Source organism: Labrys sp. E2SS-1L, assembly GCF_057073705.1.
The window spans coordinates 859,048-873,380 of sequence record NZ_CP172713.1 but is presented as its reverse complement, the minus strand read 5'-3'; the positions used below and the strand labels follow the sequence as shown (position 1 = coordinate 873,380).

Here is a 14,333-nt window from a genome sequence, read left to right as displayed (position 1 = left end):
GGATCAACCCGCCTTGTTTACACGCATATACCAATCCACCAGCCGACGCACCTGCCGCTTGGTGTAGCCGCGTGCCTCCATGCGCTGCACGAACTCCGTATGCCGCTTCTCGGTCACGCTGTCCTGCTTGGAGCCGAAGCTGATCACCGGCAGGAGATCCTCGACCTGGCCGAACATCCGCTTCTCGATGACTTCCCGCAGCTTCTCATAGCTGGTCCAGGCCGGGTTGCGGCCGTTGTTCCTGGCCCTGGCGCGCAGGGTGAATTTAACCACCTCGTTGCGAAAATCCTTGGGATTGGCGATGCCGGCCGGTTTTTCGATCTGGGACAGCTCCTTGTCGAGCACCTCGCGGTTGAGGACCTGGCCGGTATCGGGATCTTTGTAATCCTGATCCTCCACCCAGGCATCGGCATAGGCGATGTAGCGGTCGAACAGGTTCTGGCCATATTCCGAGTAGGATTCCAGATAGGCCTTCTGGATCTCGTGCCCGATGAACTCGGCGTAGCGGCTGGCCAGCTCCGATTTGATGAAGTCGAGATAGGTGGTTTCCGTTTCCTTCGCGAACTGCTCGCGCTTGATCGCCTCCTCCAGGATGTACATCAGGTGCACGGGATCGGCGGCCAGTTCCTGGGTATCGTAGTTGAAGGTCTGCGACAGGATCTTGAAGGCAAAGCGCGTGCTGACGCCGGTCATGCCCTCATCGACGCCGGCGGCATCGCGATATTCCTGGACAGCCTTCGCCTTGGGATCCAGCTCCTTGAGATTCTCGCCGTCATAGATGCGCATCTTGGTGTAGAGCGGCGAATTGTCGAACTCGGCCAGCCGGGTCGACACCGAGAATCGGCTGAGGATATCGAGCACCTCCGGCGCGCAGGGGCTGCTGGCCAGTTCGCTTTCGCGCAGCAGTTTTTCGTAGATCTGCCTTTCCTCGGTGACGCGCAGGCAATAGGGCACCTTGACCACCAGGATGCGGTCGAGGAAGGCTTCGTTGTTCTTGTTGCTCTTGAATTGCAGCCACTCCGACTCGTTGGAATGGGCCACGACGATGCCTTGATAGGGGAAGGCGCCGAAATTTTCGGTGCCATTATAGCTGCCTTCCTGGGTGGCGGTCAGCAGGGGATGCAAAACCTTGATCGGTGCCTTGAACATCTCGACGAATTCGAGCAGCCCCTGGGTCGTGCGGTTGAGCCCGCCGCTGTAGGAATAGGCGTCCGGGTCCGACTGGCTGAAATGTTCGAGTTGGCGGATATCGACCTTGCCGACCAGGGCTGAAACGTCCTGGTTGTTTTCGTCGCCAGGCTCGGTCTTGGCGATGCCGATCTGGCGCAGCCGCGAGGGCACCAGCTTGACGACACTGAATTTGGAGATGTCGCCGGACAATTCATCGAGACGCTTGGCCGCCCATGGGGAGATCAGGCCATTCAGGCGCCGCCGCGCGATGCCGTATTTGTCTTCCAGGAGCTCGCCCATCCGATCCGGATTGAACAGGCCGAGCGGCGACTCAAAAACCGGGCTTATCTTACCGCCCACTTTGAGCGTGTAGATGGGGCGCTCTTCCATCAACTTCTTCAGCCGTTCCGCTAGGGAAGACTTGCCACCGCCGACGGGACCGAGGAGGTAGAGGATCTGCTTGCGCTCTTCCAGGCCTTGGGAGGCATAGCGGAAATAGCCGACGAGCCGCTCGATCGTATCCTCCATGCCATAAAAATCGGCGAAGGCAGGATAGGTCTTGACCGTGCGGTTGGCGAAAATCCGCCCGAGGCGCTCGTCCTTGCTGGTATCGACCAGTCTCGGCTCGCCGATTGCGTCAATCATCCGCTCGGCCGCGGAGGCGTACATCGACTGGTCCTCGCGGCATGCGAGCAAATATTGCTGGAGGCTCATCTCCTCCTGCGCCGCGCTGGTATAATGTTCCGCAAACAGGTCGAAAACGTCGCTTCTCTCAGTCATGGCAGCCTCCCATGGTGGCTGATCGGGTTGACTGCGCCCTTGCTCACTCAACTGCAGGAAACCCGTAGAGTTCCGAGTGACTCACAAAGAACATCCGCTAAGATTGCGGCAGATTATGGTAGTCTGGTGCCGATAAGTATTTTTATCTAGAGTGCGATCGAAAAATTAATGTTCGTCGCTCAGCCACCTCACGCTTGTGGCCCTCGCCGCAAGTATGAATCGGCTGATCAACAAGGACCAATCTAACGCATCATCGTTGATTCGTCCGTGCATGTGCGCACCGTTCACAGCCAAAATACACTGCCGGCAGCCCGGAAGGGCACGTGATGCGGAGGCGGGCATGGCATGGCTGGCAAGCCGCGGCAAAGCGACGCGACCGGCGTCGAGGCCGCCTGATGTGTGTTTTCTCGAAGGGACGATCAGCGATAGCGAGCGAAGACCTGGGTGGTGCCGTCCTTACGCAGCAAGAGGACGTCATAGGGCTCGGCATCAGCTCTGCCTTCACCCATGCCGGGCGAACCGATGGGCATGCCGGGTACCGCCAACCCGACCGCGTCGGGACGTTCGGCGAGCAGGCGCGCGATCTCGCGGGCCGGAACATGGCCTTCGATGACGTAGCCGCCGATCAGGCCGGTATGGCAGGAGGCGAGGCTCTGCTCCACGCCCAATTGCAGCTTGCGCCGCTGCAATTCGTCCGACGGGAGTTGCCGGACGTCGGTTGCATAGCCCTGCTCCTGCAGATGACGGGCCCAGCCGACGCAGCAACTGCACCCCTCATTGGTGAGGATCTCGATGACGGGGCCGGCCGCATGGGCAAGGCAGGGCAGGGAAACCAGCGTCGCAACCGAAAGGCCGCGAAGGACTTTCACGACTGAGTTTATTTTCATCTTCAGGCCTTTGTATCGATAATTCGATGTAATTTCTGAAGCTTGGTCTCACGCGGCTCATGCATGTCGAGCATACTGGCAAACTTGCCATCGGCATCCATCACATAGACGCCGGCGGTATGATCCATGGTGTACTCGCCGCCTTCCATCGGCACCTTGCGGGCATAGGCGGCGAAGGCCTTCACCATGGCGTCGGTTTCCGCCCTGCTGCCGCGCAAGGCGAGGATGCGCGCATCGAACGAGCTCATGTATTGCGCCAACAGGTCCTGGCTGTCCCGTTCGGGATCGACAGTGATGAAGAGGACGTTGAAAGCATTGGCGGCAGGGCCGAGGGTGCTCATCAGATCGGTGAGATCGGACAGGGTGGTCGGACAGACGTCTGGACAATGGGTGAAGCCGAAAAAGGCGAGATAGGGCTTGCCGGCAAGACGTGCATTGTCGATCGTCTCTCCCTTGTGGGAGGTCAGCCGGAAGGGACCACCGACCCTGGCCATGTCGATGACGGGTTTGTCGGTCGCCGGCCCGGCGGCGCCTTTCCATGTCTCCGGCAACAGGGCGTTCGCCGCGAGCAGGAGCGCGGCGACCGCGATGGCACACCAAGCGGCGATGCGGACGATTTTCAGACCTATCATCGTGCCCGCTCCTTGCGCAGGCCTTGCCCTGCCAATTCCAATGTCAATTCCGTTCGCCTCGTTTGTTTTGGTGGATTCTCGGCCGCTTCCTCGAAGGCAAGGAGCGTATCGGCAACTTCGGTCCTGAACCAGGACGAAGCCGGATCCTGGTCGAGACGGGCCGACCAGACCATCGAGACGGCCGGCAGCGCGAGGTCGAGGGGAGCCGGCCCCGCCGCCAGGCCGAAGCGCGGCCCGTAAAGCTGTGCCATGCGCGTCGGTATCGTCGTGATCGTCGGGGAGGCGGCCACCGTCGCCAGCACACTCAGAAATTCGGACGATGCCGACACCACGTTGAGCTTGGCGTCGATGGCATCGAGGGCGGCTTCAAGGCAACCTTGCAGGCTGTCGGTCAGTGTGACCAGCGCATGTGGCAGCGCCAGATAGTCGGCCAGGCCGATCGGCATGGCAATATCAAGCCGGCCAGGATTGAAGACGCAGCTCAAGGCCTGCTCGAACAGGAATTGCGCCTTGTGGCGCTGGGCAACGGCCTGGAAGCAGCCGACGGCGAGATCCAGAGTGCCTTCATCCAGCAGGCGATGAACCTCGTCGCTTCCCGCCTGTCGGCTGAGCAGCCTCACGCCGGGGGCGGCTCTGCGCAGGCGGGCCGTGAGCCCGGGTATCAGCAACAGCTCCACCTCGCTGGAGAAGCCGAGGCGGAATGTACGTTCCTCCGTCGCCGGGTCGAAGGTGGAGGGCGCGTGGAGTGCGGCTTGAATCTGTGCCAGGGCCAGGCGAACCGGCTCGGCCAGGGCAAGCGCATGGGCGGTGGGCTGCATGACGGTGCCGACGCGGACGAAGAGTTCGTCCAGCAACAGCACGCGCAGGGTCGACAGGCTGTGGCTCATCGCCGGCTGCCCAACCTTGAGGCGGGTCGCTGCACGCGTGACGCTGCGCTCCTGCATCAAGGCGTCGAAAGCCACCAGGAGGTTGAGATCGAAGGAACGAAGATCGAAATGGTTGATGTGCGACATGAGCCGTATCGATTTCTAATATGATCTCGATAACGCTAAATCCTGCACCAGACAATGCCGTTCTTCGAGCCGGCAGATGTGGAGCAGGATATGAAACAGGACACGGAACAAGCCCTCGGATCCTATCGGGTCGGCGCAGCCACCATCACCAAGATTCCGGAATTGGCACTCGACGGGGTCGATGCCGCTCTCCTCTTTCCCGATTGTGATCCCGGCGCGGCAGCCGAGGAAGCACGAAAACTGGGACGAGGATCGGTCGACGAACAGACGGGGCTGTTGCGCCAGAGCGTTCACGCCTGGCTGGTGACGACACCGGATCGGGTCATTCTCGTCGACACGGCTTCCGGCAACGACAAGGAGCGTCCCGGCCTGGCGGTGCTGCATCACCTCGACGAGCCGTTCCTAGAGCGGCTGAAGGCGGCGGGCGCCAGGCCTGATGACGTCGACCTGGTCCTGCTGACCCATATTCACGCTGATCACGTCGGATGGAATACGCGCAGGGTAGAAGGACGCTGGGTTCCAACCTTTCCGAATGCCCGCCATGTCTTTTCCGCCCGCGAGCGCGCCTATAATGCGGCGCTCGCGGCAGCGACAGGCTCGGACGCCGCGATCCGGGCCGAAGCGGACCTGGGCGCCATGGCTCGCCTGCCGCTGCCTGGCGTGTTCGAAGACAGCATGAATCCCATCATCGAGGCGGGACTGACCCGGGAAATCACGGTGGACGGCTCGGAAGCGGAGGAAGGCTTCTTCTTCTTTCCCAGTCCCGGCCACAGCATCGATCACACCTCGATCGGTTTTCGTTCGGAAGGCGAATACGCCCTGTTCTGGGGCGATGTGCTGCATCATCCCCTCCAGATTGCCAGGCCGGACTGGAACTCGGCCTATTGCGAGTTCCCGCCGGCAGCCGCCGCGTCGCGCCTTTGGGCACTGAACCATGCGGCCGAGACCGGTGCCCTGGTGCTGACCACGCATTTCGCCGAGACCTCCGCCGGCCGCGTCCGTCGCGACGGCAAGACCTTCAGCTGGCAATTCGTCTGAACAAGGAGCCCGTCATGACTTTAGCCGACACCCTGTCGATGCCGCGCATCATTGCCCGGACCCAGCTGATCGCGAGTGACACGCCGGGCGTCCAGCTGCAGCTCCTCAACAAACGGCCGGACGGCATGAATGCCTTCTGTCCCGAGAGGACCCTGGTGATGATGCATGGCGCAACCTTCTCCTCGGCGAGTCTGTTCGACGTGCCAGTCGGCGAGGGCTCGTTCATGGATGTGCTGGCGCGTGCGGGCTACGATGTCTGGGCTGTGGATGCGCGGGGCTATGGCGGCTCCACGCGCATGATCGAGATGGAGGAGCCGCCCGAAGGCGGTGTTCCGCTGACGCCGGCCCTTACCGCGGCGCGGGATCTTGCCGCGGCGGTCGACTTCATCCGCCGCGAGCGTGGCATCGCTCGGCTCGGTGTGCTCGGCATGTCCTGGGGCGCGACAATTGCCGGCATCCTTGCCAGCCGGCCCGAAGCGCCTGTCGAGAAATTGGTGCTGGTGACGCCCCTCTGGCTCTCGGAAAGGCCGTTGCGCATCGATGCGGGCGGGCCGCTGGGAGCCTACCGCCTGGTGAGCCCGCGGGCCTTCGAGGCAGGGTGGCAAGCGCCGGCGCCCGAAGAGGCGAGGGCGACCCTGATTCCCAAGGGCTGGTTCGAGGCCTGGGAGAAGGCGACCCTGACGACCGATGCGGATTCGCCCGTGCCGGGCACGATCAGGGCCCCTTCCGGTGCCGTGCAGGATGTGCGCGAGCATTGGACCTCTGGCAGGCCGCTCTATGATCCGGCCGGCATACGCTGTCCGGTGCTCCTGGTCGGCGGTGAATGGGATATCGATGTCCGGTTCGACATGGCACACGATCTGTTCACTCGCCTTACCAAAGTGCCCTACAAGCGGTTCGTCGAGATCGGGCAAGCAACGCACATGGTGCTCATGGAGAAGAACCGGGCGCAGGCTTTCGATACGGTAATCGGCTTCCTTAATGAAGGCTTCACGCGGGGCGACTAGGTGGCTCGATAGCAGGCGGGCTCGCGCATGCCGAGCTTTGATGGCTCTGGGTTACGGCGCGGACCCTCGATATCGATGGAGCCAAGGAGAGGAAAGCATGAGGACACGCGCGATCGGTTGGCGCAGGACCGCGATGGCTCTCGCCATCGCCGCCGTACTCGCCGGGCTCGCCTTGTTTTTCTTCCTCGCACGCTTTCTCGATCCCGATGCCCTGTGGAAGATCGTCGACGGGCAATGCGTGCCGGAACAACAGCAGCAGGCCGAGCGCCGGCATTGCATCGAGGTCGACCTCGGCAAGGGTGTCGATCACGGGTTTGCCATCCTCAAGGACAATGCCCCGACAAAACCCTATAATTACCTGCTCATCCCGACGAAACGCATAACCGGCATCGAGGACGAGGCCCTGCTGGCGCCGGATGCGGAGAACTATTTCGAGCATGCCTGGGCCGCGCGCTTCCATCTCGGCGCGATCCTCAAGCGCAACCTGGATTGGAACATGGTTGCGCTGGCCGTGAACTCGGCAAAGGACCGATCCCAGAACCAGCTTCATATCCATGTCGGCTGCGTCAGGCCGGACATTCGCAATGCGCTGAAAAACAGCGAAGCGAAGCTTTCAGAAGGCTGGTCGCCCCTCGGGCTGCCGACCTCCGATCGTCCCTATCTCGCATTAAAGCTGAGGCAGGACAGCCTCTCCGGCTTCGACCCGTTCCGAAAGATCGCCGACGACATTCCCGGAGCCAGGGCCGCGATGGGTCTTCAGACCGTCGTCGTGGTCGGCGCGGTCTTCGGGGACGAGAGCAAGGGCTTCTATATCCTCAGCCGACGCCGGGAGGATGGCTCACCGGCTCATGGCGAGGACCTGATCGATCCGACCTGCCAATTGGCCAGGCAGTCGCAATAGACTGGCTGGGACCGGAGCCTGGAGGCTGCTACGCTGACGGCCACGCAGCAGCGCGGTCTCGCGATGAGGCCGAGCAATGCGGCTGCACGGGGAGGGCGCCATGATCGATGAGACGATCGCGAGGGCAATCGTGGAGCAGATGGCGGAAGCGCTGATCTTTGCGACTGTCGACGGCAAGATTGCGCTGTGGAACAGGGGAGCGAGCCTGCTGTTCGGCTTCGAGCGGGATGAAGCGATCGGCCAATCGCTCGATCTCATCATTCCGCCGCATCTCCGGAACGCGCATTGGTCGGGGTTCGATGCGGCGATCGAGACCGGACGATTGAAGTTGAATGGCAAGCCGACCCTGACGAGGGCGCTGCACAAGACGGGGCGCAAGCTCTATGTCGAAATGAGTTTTGCCCTGGTCGAGACCGACCAGGGCATCCTCGGTTCCGTCGCCGTGGCGCGTGACGTCACCGAGAAGGTCGAGCGGGAACGGGCTGGCGCGATCCGCTAAGGCGTTTTGCGATTTGACGGAATCGGCAAGAATCGCAAAGACGCGCCGAACCAAAGAGTTAGAGTAAACAAGCGTTCACGCTTGAACGCGTTTTGCTCTAGGGAGTGCGTTCAATCGACAATACCATCCTTGCCTTCGATGGCCATGAGCGTCGCGGTCAACAGGGCGATCAGCCGCTCCTTGCCGTCGCGCTCGGCAAAGACCTCGGCCTGGGCGAGCGTCAGCGTGCGCCCGGCCTTGATCACCTTGCCGCGCGCCGTGATATGCTCGCCCGCTGCCGGGGCCAGGAGATTGATCTTGAATTCCGCCGTCAGGACGCCCCGGTCGGGCGGCATCAGGCTGAGAGCGGCATACCCCGCCGCACTGTCGGCAATGGCGCTCACGGCTCCGGCATGGACGAAGCCGTGCTGTTGCGACACTTCGCTTCTCGGGACGAGAGATATCTCCACTTGTCCTGGCAAAACTGCGGTGAGGGTTGCCCCGAGCGTGCGCATGAGGCCCTGCTTTGCAAAGCTGGCCCGAATGCGGGCCTCGACCCGCGCAATGTCCGGTTCCGTCACAGGACCTCCATTTGGAAGATAATCAATGCAGCGTCATCCGTGACGCACGACGCCGACACTTCGGCACACTGGCTAATAAGCCAGCGATGCCCGGATGGAAATCATGCGATGAAGACTGGCTCCGGCCGATCGCAAGTCCCGATCGGCAAACGTCTTGCGCTCTACGTCGAATGAACTGCTCAGCATAATAAGACGCATTGTAATCACTAGGTTTTCTTGAGATAATGCAGACAGTGCGAAGAACGCCCGGCTGAGGATGTTCTCAAGCAACGCACGGTGGTCCTCAAGGGCGTTTGAGCCAAGCTCATCGTAGCCTGAGAGGAGGCGCGTTATGGCAACGTTCAAAGTCATGGGGCCCTTGGGGCTCTTGCAGCACCGACGCTGGGAGGACATCGCCTCGATGATCCTCGGCGCCGCAATCATCATCTCTCCGCTATGGCTCGGCACCACCGAAACGCCGACCGTGATGCTGGTCACGGCCCTGGTCGGCGCGGCCGTCGTGGTGCTGGCCAGCCTGGAGGTGGTATTCCTGCGACGTTGGGAGGAAATCCTGGCGCTCGCCTGCGGCCTGTGGCTGGCAATCCAGCCATTCGTGTTCGCCTATGATCCACCGCTGCGCAACTGGCACATCGTGCTTGGCGCGCTGGTGGCGATCCTGGCGATCCTGGAACTCTGGCAGGACCGCAATCGCGACATGTCGGCGTAGTTTGCGCGACCGGACAGATATGGCCAGGCCTCTCGCCAGGCCTGGCCTGCTTGTCAGGCAGTCAGAAGCCGAACCTGATCTGATCCCTATCCAACAAGTCGAAGAGAGCGCTGTATGGCGCCAAGGCCGGCTCTGTCCTTGTTCCATGGAGACTGAAGAGTCGGGCGTGAGGTCGATGCCGGAAGAGACGCGCCGTGCTTGGTGAAAGCCCGCGAGCCGCCAGTTCGAGCACGCTTGGCGGCGGGTTCAATTGCTGTAGTGTCTCGGCTTTCGAATGCGAGTCGCGCCAGAAGGGAAGAGATGATGACTGCCTTGTTGCCGAATGTGGACCCCGAAGGTCTCCTCGAATATTCGGTGGTCTTTACCGATCGCGCGCTCAACCACATGTCGCAGGTCTTCCAGGGCGTCATGCGGGACATCTCGCAAACCTTGCGCCGCGTCTACAAGGCGGAAGAGGCCGGCGGCGTGGCCCTGGTGCCCGGCGGCGGCACCTATGCGATGGAGGCGGTGGCGCGTCAGCTCGCCCAGGGCAAGAAGGTGCTGGTCATCCGCAATGGCTGGTTCTCCTATCGCTGGACGCAGATATTCGAGATGGGCGCCATTCCCGCCGAGAGCATCGTGCTGAAGGCGCGCCAGACGCAATCGGAATCGGGCGTGCGCCAGCTGCCCTTCCAGCCCGTGCCGATCGAGGAGGCCGTGGCCACCATCGAAGCGGAGCGCCCGAATGTCGTCTTCGCGCCGCATGTGGAGACCGCCTCCGGCATCATGCTGCCGGACGGATACATGAAGGCAATCGCCGATGCGGCGCACAAGGTCGGCGCGCTCTTCGTCCTCGACTGCATCGCTTCGGGCTGCGTCTGGGTCGACATGAAGGAAGTCGGCGTCGACGTGCTGATCTCGGCGCCGCAGAAGGGATGGAGCGCTTCGCCCTGCAGCGGCATCGTCATGCTGAGCGAAGCCGCGAAAGCCGAGGTAAAGGCCACGACCAGTTCCTCCTTTGCCTGCGACCTGAAGAAGTGGCTCGAGATCATGGAGGCCTATGAGAAGGGCGGCCATGCCTATCATGCCACCTTGCCGACCGATGCCCTGCGCGGGTTCCGCGACGCCGTGCTGGAAACCGAGGCGAGGGGCTTCGAGAAGGTGAAGGCGGCACAGCTCGAGCTCGGGGCTCGCGTGCGCCAGCTCTTCGCCCAGCGGGGTTTTGCCAGCGTTGCCGCGCCGGGCTTCGGAGCCCCCGGGGTCGTCGTCTGCTATACAGACGATCCCGGCATCAAGTCCGGTGCCAAGTTCGTTGCCGTCGGCGTGCAGGCGGCTGCGGGCGTTCCGCTCATGTGCGACGAGCCTGCCGACTTCCAGACCTTCCGTATCGGCCTTTTCGGCCTCGACAAGCTCGCCGATATCGACCGCACCGTGGGCAGTCTCGAACGGGCTCTGGGAGAGGTCGTGGGTACCGCCAACATCAGGTAGCTGCGAAGCGGAGCGTATTGCCGGCCCTGTCCCCCGAAGGGATCACGAAGGCTGGTGAAGAGCGGCGGGCCGGCGCTGCAGATCAGACGTGTTCTGGTCGTGGCGCAGTTTCAAGAGATCGGCCGCATCCCGCACCACTTTCGAGATCTCGAGCAGTTGTTTGACCAGAGGACTTGTCTTGCGCCAGATCATGCCGATGGTGCGCGAGGGCTGGGGGTTTGCAAAGCGGGTGATGGAGACCTGTGCCGAGCGCGTTTCCATCGGCACGGCCATTTCAGGGATCAGAGTGACCCCGATGCCTGCGCCGACCATCTGGACGAGCGTCGAGAGGGAACTGCCGTCCAGCAATTCGCGTGTCCGCAGGGACGGGGCATTGCAGAAGGCCAGGGCCTGATCGCGGAAGCAATGACCCTCCTCGAGCAGGAGCAGCCGCATTTCGCTGAGCATCTCCCGGTCCGGCACGGGCTTTCCCTCGTCCTCGCTCGGGCGCACCAGCACGAAGCTTTCGGTGAACAGCGCGACCTCGTTGAAGGAAGGTTCCGATACCGGCAGGGCGACGATGGCCGTATCGAGACGCCCGTCGATGAGTTCCTGGATCAGCCTGGGGGTCACGGTTTCGCGCACATGGATATCCAGGCCTTCATGCGAGCGGGCGAGATTGGAGACGAGGGTCGGCAGCAGATAGGGGGCGACGGTCGGGATGACCCCGATGCGCAGCGGCCCGACCAACTGGTCCTGCCAGGCCTGGGCCAGGTCTCCCAGCGCCTCGACGGCGCGCAGAATGTCGCGGGCCCGCGTGGCGAACTCGGTGCCGAAACTCGTGAGCCTGATCTGGCGCGCACCTCTTTCGAACAGCGCCAGGCCCAAGCCTTCCTCCAGCTCCTTGATCTGCATCGACAGGGCCGGCTGGGAAATCGCGCACGCATCTGCCGCCCGGCCGAAATGGCTGTGCCGCACCAGAGCCTCGACATAGCGCAGCTGCCGCAACGTCAGATTTTTCATAACCTAGCCTTATCGCGACAATCGGAAAAGCTGACTTAAACTGATGGCCGGACTCTAGTAAAGCTCTAAACGGGGATGGTGATGCGAGTCGAAGGCGACTCGAATCCCACATGTGACCCCGCCAATGCCGCCTTGAGGGCGCACAGAATCCGGGTGGCCGCGATTAATGTCGTTTGCAAGGTGTTCCATTGCGGTGAGCGGCTGGCATGAAACCATGCCGCGCCCCGTGTGCCATTCGTCCCGGTGGCCGTGACACGCGCGTGTTGTTCTCAGACGCGATAGTGCCCGGCCAGGCAAATTTCATCACAAGAACCATTGGAGGCAATGATGGACGGAAGCGATACGCCGAACACCGGCAAGTGCCCGGTAGCGCATGGGGCGCGTCCCGGCTTTGAGGTTCGTTCGAACCGTGACTGGTGGCCGAACCAGCTGAACCTGAAGATCCTGCACCAGCATTCGAGCCTGTCCAATCCGATGGGCAAGGCGTTCGACTATGCGCAGGAATTCAAGAAGCTGGACCTGGCGGCGCTGAAGCAGGACCTGTTGGCGCTGATGACGGATTCGCAGGAATGGTGGCCGGCCGATTTCGGCCATTACGGCCCGCTGTTCATCCGCATGGCCTGGCACAGCGCCGGCACCTACCGCACCGGCGACGGGCGTGGCGGCGCGGGTGCGGGCCAGCAGCGCTTCGCTCCGCTCAATTCCTGGCCCGACAACGTCAATCTCGACAAGGCCCGCCGCCTGCTCTGGCCGATCAAGCGCAAATACGGCAACGCGATCTCCTGGGCCGATTTGATGATCCTGACCGGCAATTGCGCCCTGGAATCGATGGGCTTCAAGACCTTCGGCTTTGCCGGCGGCCGCGAGGATGTGTGGGAGCCCGAAGAGGACGTCTACTGGGGCAGCGAGAACGTCTGGCTCGACGACAAGCGCTACAGCGGCGACCGCAATCTGGAGAACCCGCTGGCCGCCGTGCAGATGGGCCTGATCTATGTCAATCCGGAAGGCCCCAACGGCAATCCCGATCCCCTGGCGGCGGCGCGCGACATCCGCGAGACCTTCGCCCGCATGGCGATGAACGACGAGGAGACGGTGGCGCTGATTGCCGGCGGCCACACCTTCGGCAAGACCCATGGTGCCGGCGATGCCGCCAATGTCGGGCCGGAGCCGGAGGCCTCCGGCATCGAGCTGCAGGGCCTTGGCTGGCACAACCAGTTCGGCAGCGGCAAGGGGGGCGACACCATCGGCTCGGGGCTCGAGGTGACCTGGACCTCGACGCCGACCAAATGGAGCAACAACTTCTTCTGGAACCTGTTCGGCTATGACTGGGAGCTGACCAAGAGCCCGGCGGGTGCCCATCAGTGGCAGCCCAAGCATGGGGCGGGCGCCGGCTCGGTGCCGGATGCGCATGACCGCTCCAAGCGCCATGCCCCCTCGATGCTGACCACGGACCTGGCGCTGCGCTTCGACCCGGCCTATGAGAAGATCTCCCGGCATTTCTTCGAGAACCCGGAAGCCTTCGCCGATGCCTTCGCCCGGGCCTGGTTCAAGCTGACCCATCGCGACATGGGCCCGCGCGCCCGCTATCTCGGCCCGGAGGTTCCGGCCGAGGAGCTGATCTGGCAGGATCCGCTGCCGGTCGTCGACCATGGCCTGATCGACGACAAGGACGCGGCCGATCTCAAGGCCAGGATCCTGGCCTCGGGCCTGTCGACCGCCGAGCTGGTCTCCACCGCCTGGGCTTCGGCCTCGACCTTCCGCGGCTCCGACAAAAGGGGCGGGGCCAATGGTGCGCGCATCCGCCTGGCGCCGCAGAAGGACTGGGAGGTCAACCAGCCGGCGCAGCTGGCCAAGGTGCTCGGTGTGCTGGAGGAGATCCAGCAGGGCTTCAACGCGGCGCAGGCCGATGGCAGGAAGGTCTCGCTGGCCGATCTGATCGTGCTGGGCGGCAATGCCGCGGTCGAGCAGGCGGCCAGGCAGGCCGGGCAGGACGTGGCGGTGCCCTTCGCGCCGGGCCGCACCGATGCGAGCCAGGAGCAGACGGATGTGGAATCCTTTGCCGTGCTCGAGCCGGTGGCGGACGGCTTCCGCAACTATCTGAAGACGACCTACAGCGTGCCGGCCGAGGGACTGCTGGTCGACAGGGCCCAGCTCCTGGGCCTGACGGCGCCGGAACTGACGGTGCTGGTCGGCGGCCTTCGGGTGCTCGGCGCCAATGCCGGCGGCAGCCAGCACGGCGTGCTGACCGACCGGCCGGGCGCGTTGACCACCGACTTCTTCGTCAACCTGCTCGACATGGGCACGGCCTGGAAGGCGACCTCGGCGGCCGAGGACGTGTTCGAGGGTCGCGACCGCGCCACGGGCGAGGTGAAGTGGACCGGCACCCGCGCCGACCTGGTGTTCGGCTCCAACTCCCAGCTGCGGGCGCTGGCCGAGGTCTATGCCAGCGACGATGCCAAGGCCCAGTTCGTCGCCGACTTCGTCGCCGCCTGGGCCAAGGTCATGAACGCCGATCGCTTCGATCTCGTCTGATCTTCGGGTAAAGCGTTCGAAACTGCCTATATCGGTGGTTTCAATCATGCGGGGGCGGCCTTGGCCGCCCCCGTTTTCTTTTGCGGGCTCGCCGTACATCCTTCGCCTGCACGTCCGGACGGAGGCGACGGCCCGTCAT

The 14,333-nt window shown here is 63.1% G+C and carries 14 protein-coding genes; 7 read left to right on the top strand and 7 right to left on the bottom strand.

The annotated features are described in order from the left end of the window. Positions 1-3 precede the first annotated feature (3 nt). The 4 genes from ACIGJE_RS29665 to ACIGJE_RS29650 form a co-directional block, all read right to left on the bottom strand. Complete coding sequence (locus tag ACIGJE_RS29665) at positions 4-1,950, bottom strand: PrkA family serine protein kinase (protein WP_311944017.1); 1,947 nt, start codon at positions 1,948-1,950, stop codon at positions 4-6. 419 nt (positions 1,951-2,369) lie between these two features. Beyond that, positions 2,370-2,819 (bottom strand): DUF411 domain-containing protein, encoded by a 450-nt coding sequence (locus tag ACIGJE_RS29660; RefSeq protein ID WP_483680371.1) that lies wholly within the window; start codon positions 2,817-2,819, stop codon positions 2,370-2,372. A 20-nt stretch (positions 2,820-2,839) separates the two neighbouring features. Continuing rightward, on the bottom strand, positions 2,840-3,469 hold the full coding sequence (locus ACIGJE_RS29655; RefSeq protein WP_311944020.1) for an SCO family protein: 630 nt from the start codon (positions 3,467-3,469) through the stop codon (positions 2,840-2,842). Beyond that, entirely contained in the window at positions 3,466-4,482 is a 1,017-nt protein-coding gene (locus ACIGJE_RS29650; protein ID WP_311944021.1) for a LysR substrate-binding domain-containing protein, read from the bottom strand. Before ACIGJE_RS29650 ends, ACIGJE_RS29655 begins: the two co-directional genes overlap by 4 nt. A gap of 90 nt (positions 4,483-4,572) precedes the next feature. Here ACIGJE_RS29650 and ACIGJE_RS29645 point away from each other — a divergent pair, with 90 nt between their 5' ends. The 4 genes from ACIGJE_RS29645 (at position 4,573) to ACIGJE_RS29630 (ending at position 7,927) form a co-directional block, all read left to right on the top strand. Then, positions 4,573-5,520, top strand: coding sequence for an MBL fold metallo-hydrolase (locus tag ACIGJE_RS29645; RefSeq protein ID WP_311944022.1), 948 nt, complete (start codon positions 4,573-4,575; stop codon positions 5,518-5,520). 14 nt (positions 5,521-5,534) lie between these two features. Further along, on the top strand, positions 5,535-6,527 hold the full coding sequence (locus tag ACIGJE_RS29640) for an alpha/beta hydrolase (protein WP_483680368.1): 993 nt from the start codon (positions 5,535-5,537) through the stop codon (positions 6,525-6,527). A gap of 97 nt (positions 6,528-6,624) precedes the next feature. After that, positions 6,625-7,428 carry a CDP-diacylglycerol diphosphatase gene (locus ACIGJE_RS29635; protein ID WP_483680366.1) on the top strand — a complete coding sequence of 268 codons (804 nt, stop codon included), beginning with the start codon at positions 6,625-6,627 and terminating at the stop codon, positions 7,426-7,428. A gap of 100 nt (positions 7,429-7,528) precedes the next feature. Continuing rightward, on the top strand, positions 7,529-7,927 hold the full coding sequence (locus ACIGJE_RS29630) for a PAS domain S-box protein (protein ID WP_311944028.1): 399 nt from the start codon (positions 7,529-7,531) through the stop codon (positions 7,925-7,927). 110 nt (positions 7,928-8,037) lie between these two features. Here ACIGJE_RS29630 and ACIGJE_RS29625 read toward each other — a convergent pair whose 3' ends face one another. Together ACIGJE_RS29625 and ACIGJE_RS29620 are read right to left on the bottom strand one after the other, a co-directional pair. After that, positions 8,038-8,421: a PaaI family thioesterase gene (locus ACIGJE_RS29625; RefSeq protein ID WP_483681203.1), complete on the bottom strand. Its 384-nt coding sequence runs from the start codon at positions 8,419-8,421 to the stop codon at positions 8,038-8,040. Positions 8,422-8,559: 138 nt separating this feature from the next. Continuing rightward, the gene (locus ACIGJE_RS29620) at positions 8,560-8,838 is read right to left on the bottom strand and encodes a hypothetical protein (RefSeq protein WP_483680364.1); all 279 of its coding nucleotides are present in this window, start codon (positions 8,836-8,838) and stop codon (positions 8,560-8,562) included. Here ACIGJE_RS29620 and ACIGJE_RS29615 point away from each other — a divergent pair. Both ACIGJE_RS29615 and ACIGJE_RS29610 read left to right on the top strand, forming a co-directional pair. Next, a complete protein-coding gene (locus tag ACIGJE_RS29615) occupies positions 8,819-9,193 on the top strand; it encodes an SPW repeat domain-containing protein (protein ID WP_367625991.1) in 375 nt (124 codons plus the stop codon). The genes ACIGJE_RS29620 and ACIGJE_RS29615 overlap by 20 nt on opposite strands. 300 nt (positions 9,194-9,493) lie before the next feature. Beyond that, the gene (locus tag ACIGJE_RS29610) at positions 9,494-10,660 is read left to right on the top strand and encodes an aminotransferase class V-fold PLP-dependent enzyme (protein ID WP_311944033.1); all 1,167 of its coding nucleotides are present in this window, start codon (positions 9,494-9,496) and stop codon (positions 10,658-10,660) included. A 42-nt stretch (positions 10,661-10,702) separates the two neighbouring features. Here the strand turns inward: ACIGJE_RS29610 and ACIGJE_RS29605 are convergent, their stop codons facing one another. Further along, positions 10,703-11,662 (bottom strand): hydrogen peroxide-inducible genes activator, encoded by a 960-nt coding sequence (locus ACIGJE_RS29605; protein ID WP_311944034.1) that lies wholly within the window; start codon positions 11,660-11,662, stop codon positions 10,703-10,705. 324 nt (positions 11,663-11,986) lie between these two features. Between ACIGJE_RS29605 and katG the strand changes: the two genes are divergently transcribed. After that, the gene (gene katG, locus ACIGJE_RS29600; RefSeq protein ID WP_483680362.1) at positions 11,987-14,194 is read left to right on the top strand and encodes a catalase/peroxidase HPI; all 2,208 of its coding nucleotides are present in this window, start codon (positions 11,987-11,989) and stop codon (positions 14,192-14,194) included. Positions 14,195-14,333 lie beyond the last annotated feature (139 nt).

What these genes read in the sequence shown, in the direction of transcription:
- ACIGJE_RS29665 (WP_311944017.1), bottom strand. Translation starts at nt 1,950, where the DNA reads ATGACTGAGAGAAGCGACGTTTTCGACCTGTTTGCGGAACATTATACC.
- ACIGJE_RS29655 (WP_311944020.1), bottom strand. Translation starts at nt 3,469, where the DNA reads ATGATAGGTCTGAAAATCGTCCGCATCGCCGCTTGGTGTGCCATCGCG.
- ACIGJE_RS29650 (WP_311944021.1), bottom strand. Translation starts at nt 4,482, where the DNA reads ATGTCGCACATCAACCATTTCGATCTTCGTTCCTTCGATCTCAACCTC.
- ACIGJE_RS29645 (WP_311944022.1), top strand. Translation starts at nt 4,573, where the DNA reads ATGAAACAGGACACGGAACAAGCCCTCGGATCCTATCGGGTCGGCGCA.
- ACIGJE_RS29640 (WP_483680368.1), top strand. Translation starts at nt 5,535, where the DNA reads ATGACTTTAGCCGACACCCTGTCGATGCCGCGCATCATTGCCCGGACC.
- ACIGJE_RS29635 (WP_483680366.1), top strand. Translation starts at nt 6,625, where the DNA reads ATGAGGACACGCGCGATCGGTTGGCGCAGGACCGCGATGGCTCTCGCC.
- ACIGJE_RS29630 (WP_311944028.1), top strand. Translation starts at nt 7,529, where the DNA reads ATGATCGATGAGACGATCGCGAGGGCAATCGTGGAGCAGATGGCGGAA.
- ACIGJE_RS29625 (WP_483681203.1), bottom strand. Translation starts at nt 8,421, where the DNA reads ATGCGCACGCTCGGGGCAACCCTCACCGCAGTTTTGCCAGGACAAGTG.
- ACIGJE_RS29615 (WP_367625991.1), top strand. Translation starts at nt 8,819, where the DNA reads ATGGCAACGTTCAAAGTCATGGGGCCCTTGGGGCTCTTGCAGCACCGA.
- ACIGJE_RS29620 (WP_483680364.1), bottom strand. Translation starts at nt 8,838, where the DNA reads ATGACTTTGAACGTTGCCATAACGCGCCTCCTCTCAGGCTACGATGAG.
- ACIGJE_RS29610 (WP_311944033.1), top strand. Translation starts at nt 9,494, where the DNA reads ATGATGACTGCCTTGTTGCCGAATGTGGACCCCGAAGGTCTCCTCGAA.
- ACIGJE_RS29605 (WP_311944034.1), bottom strand. Translation starts at nt 11,662, where the DNA reads ATGAAAAATCTGACGTTGCGGCAGCTGCGCTATGTCGAGGCTCTGGTG.
- katG (WP_483680362.1), top strand. Translation starts at nt 11,987, where the DNA reads ATGATGGACGGAAGCGATACGCCGAACACCGGCAAGTGCCCGGTAGCG.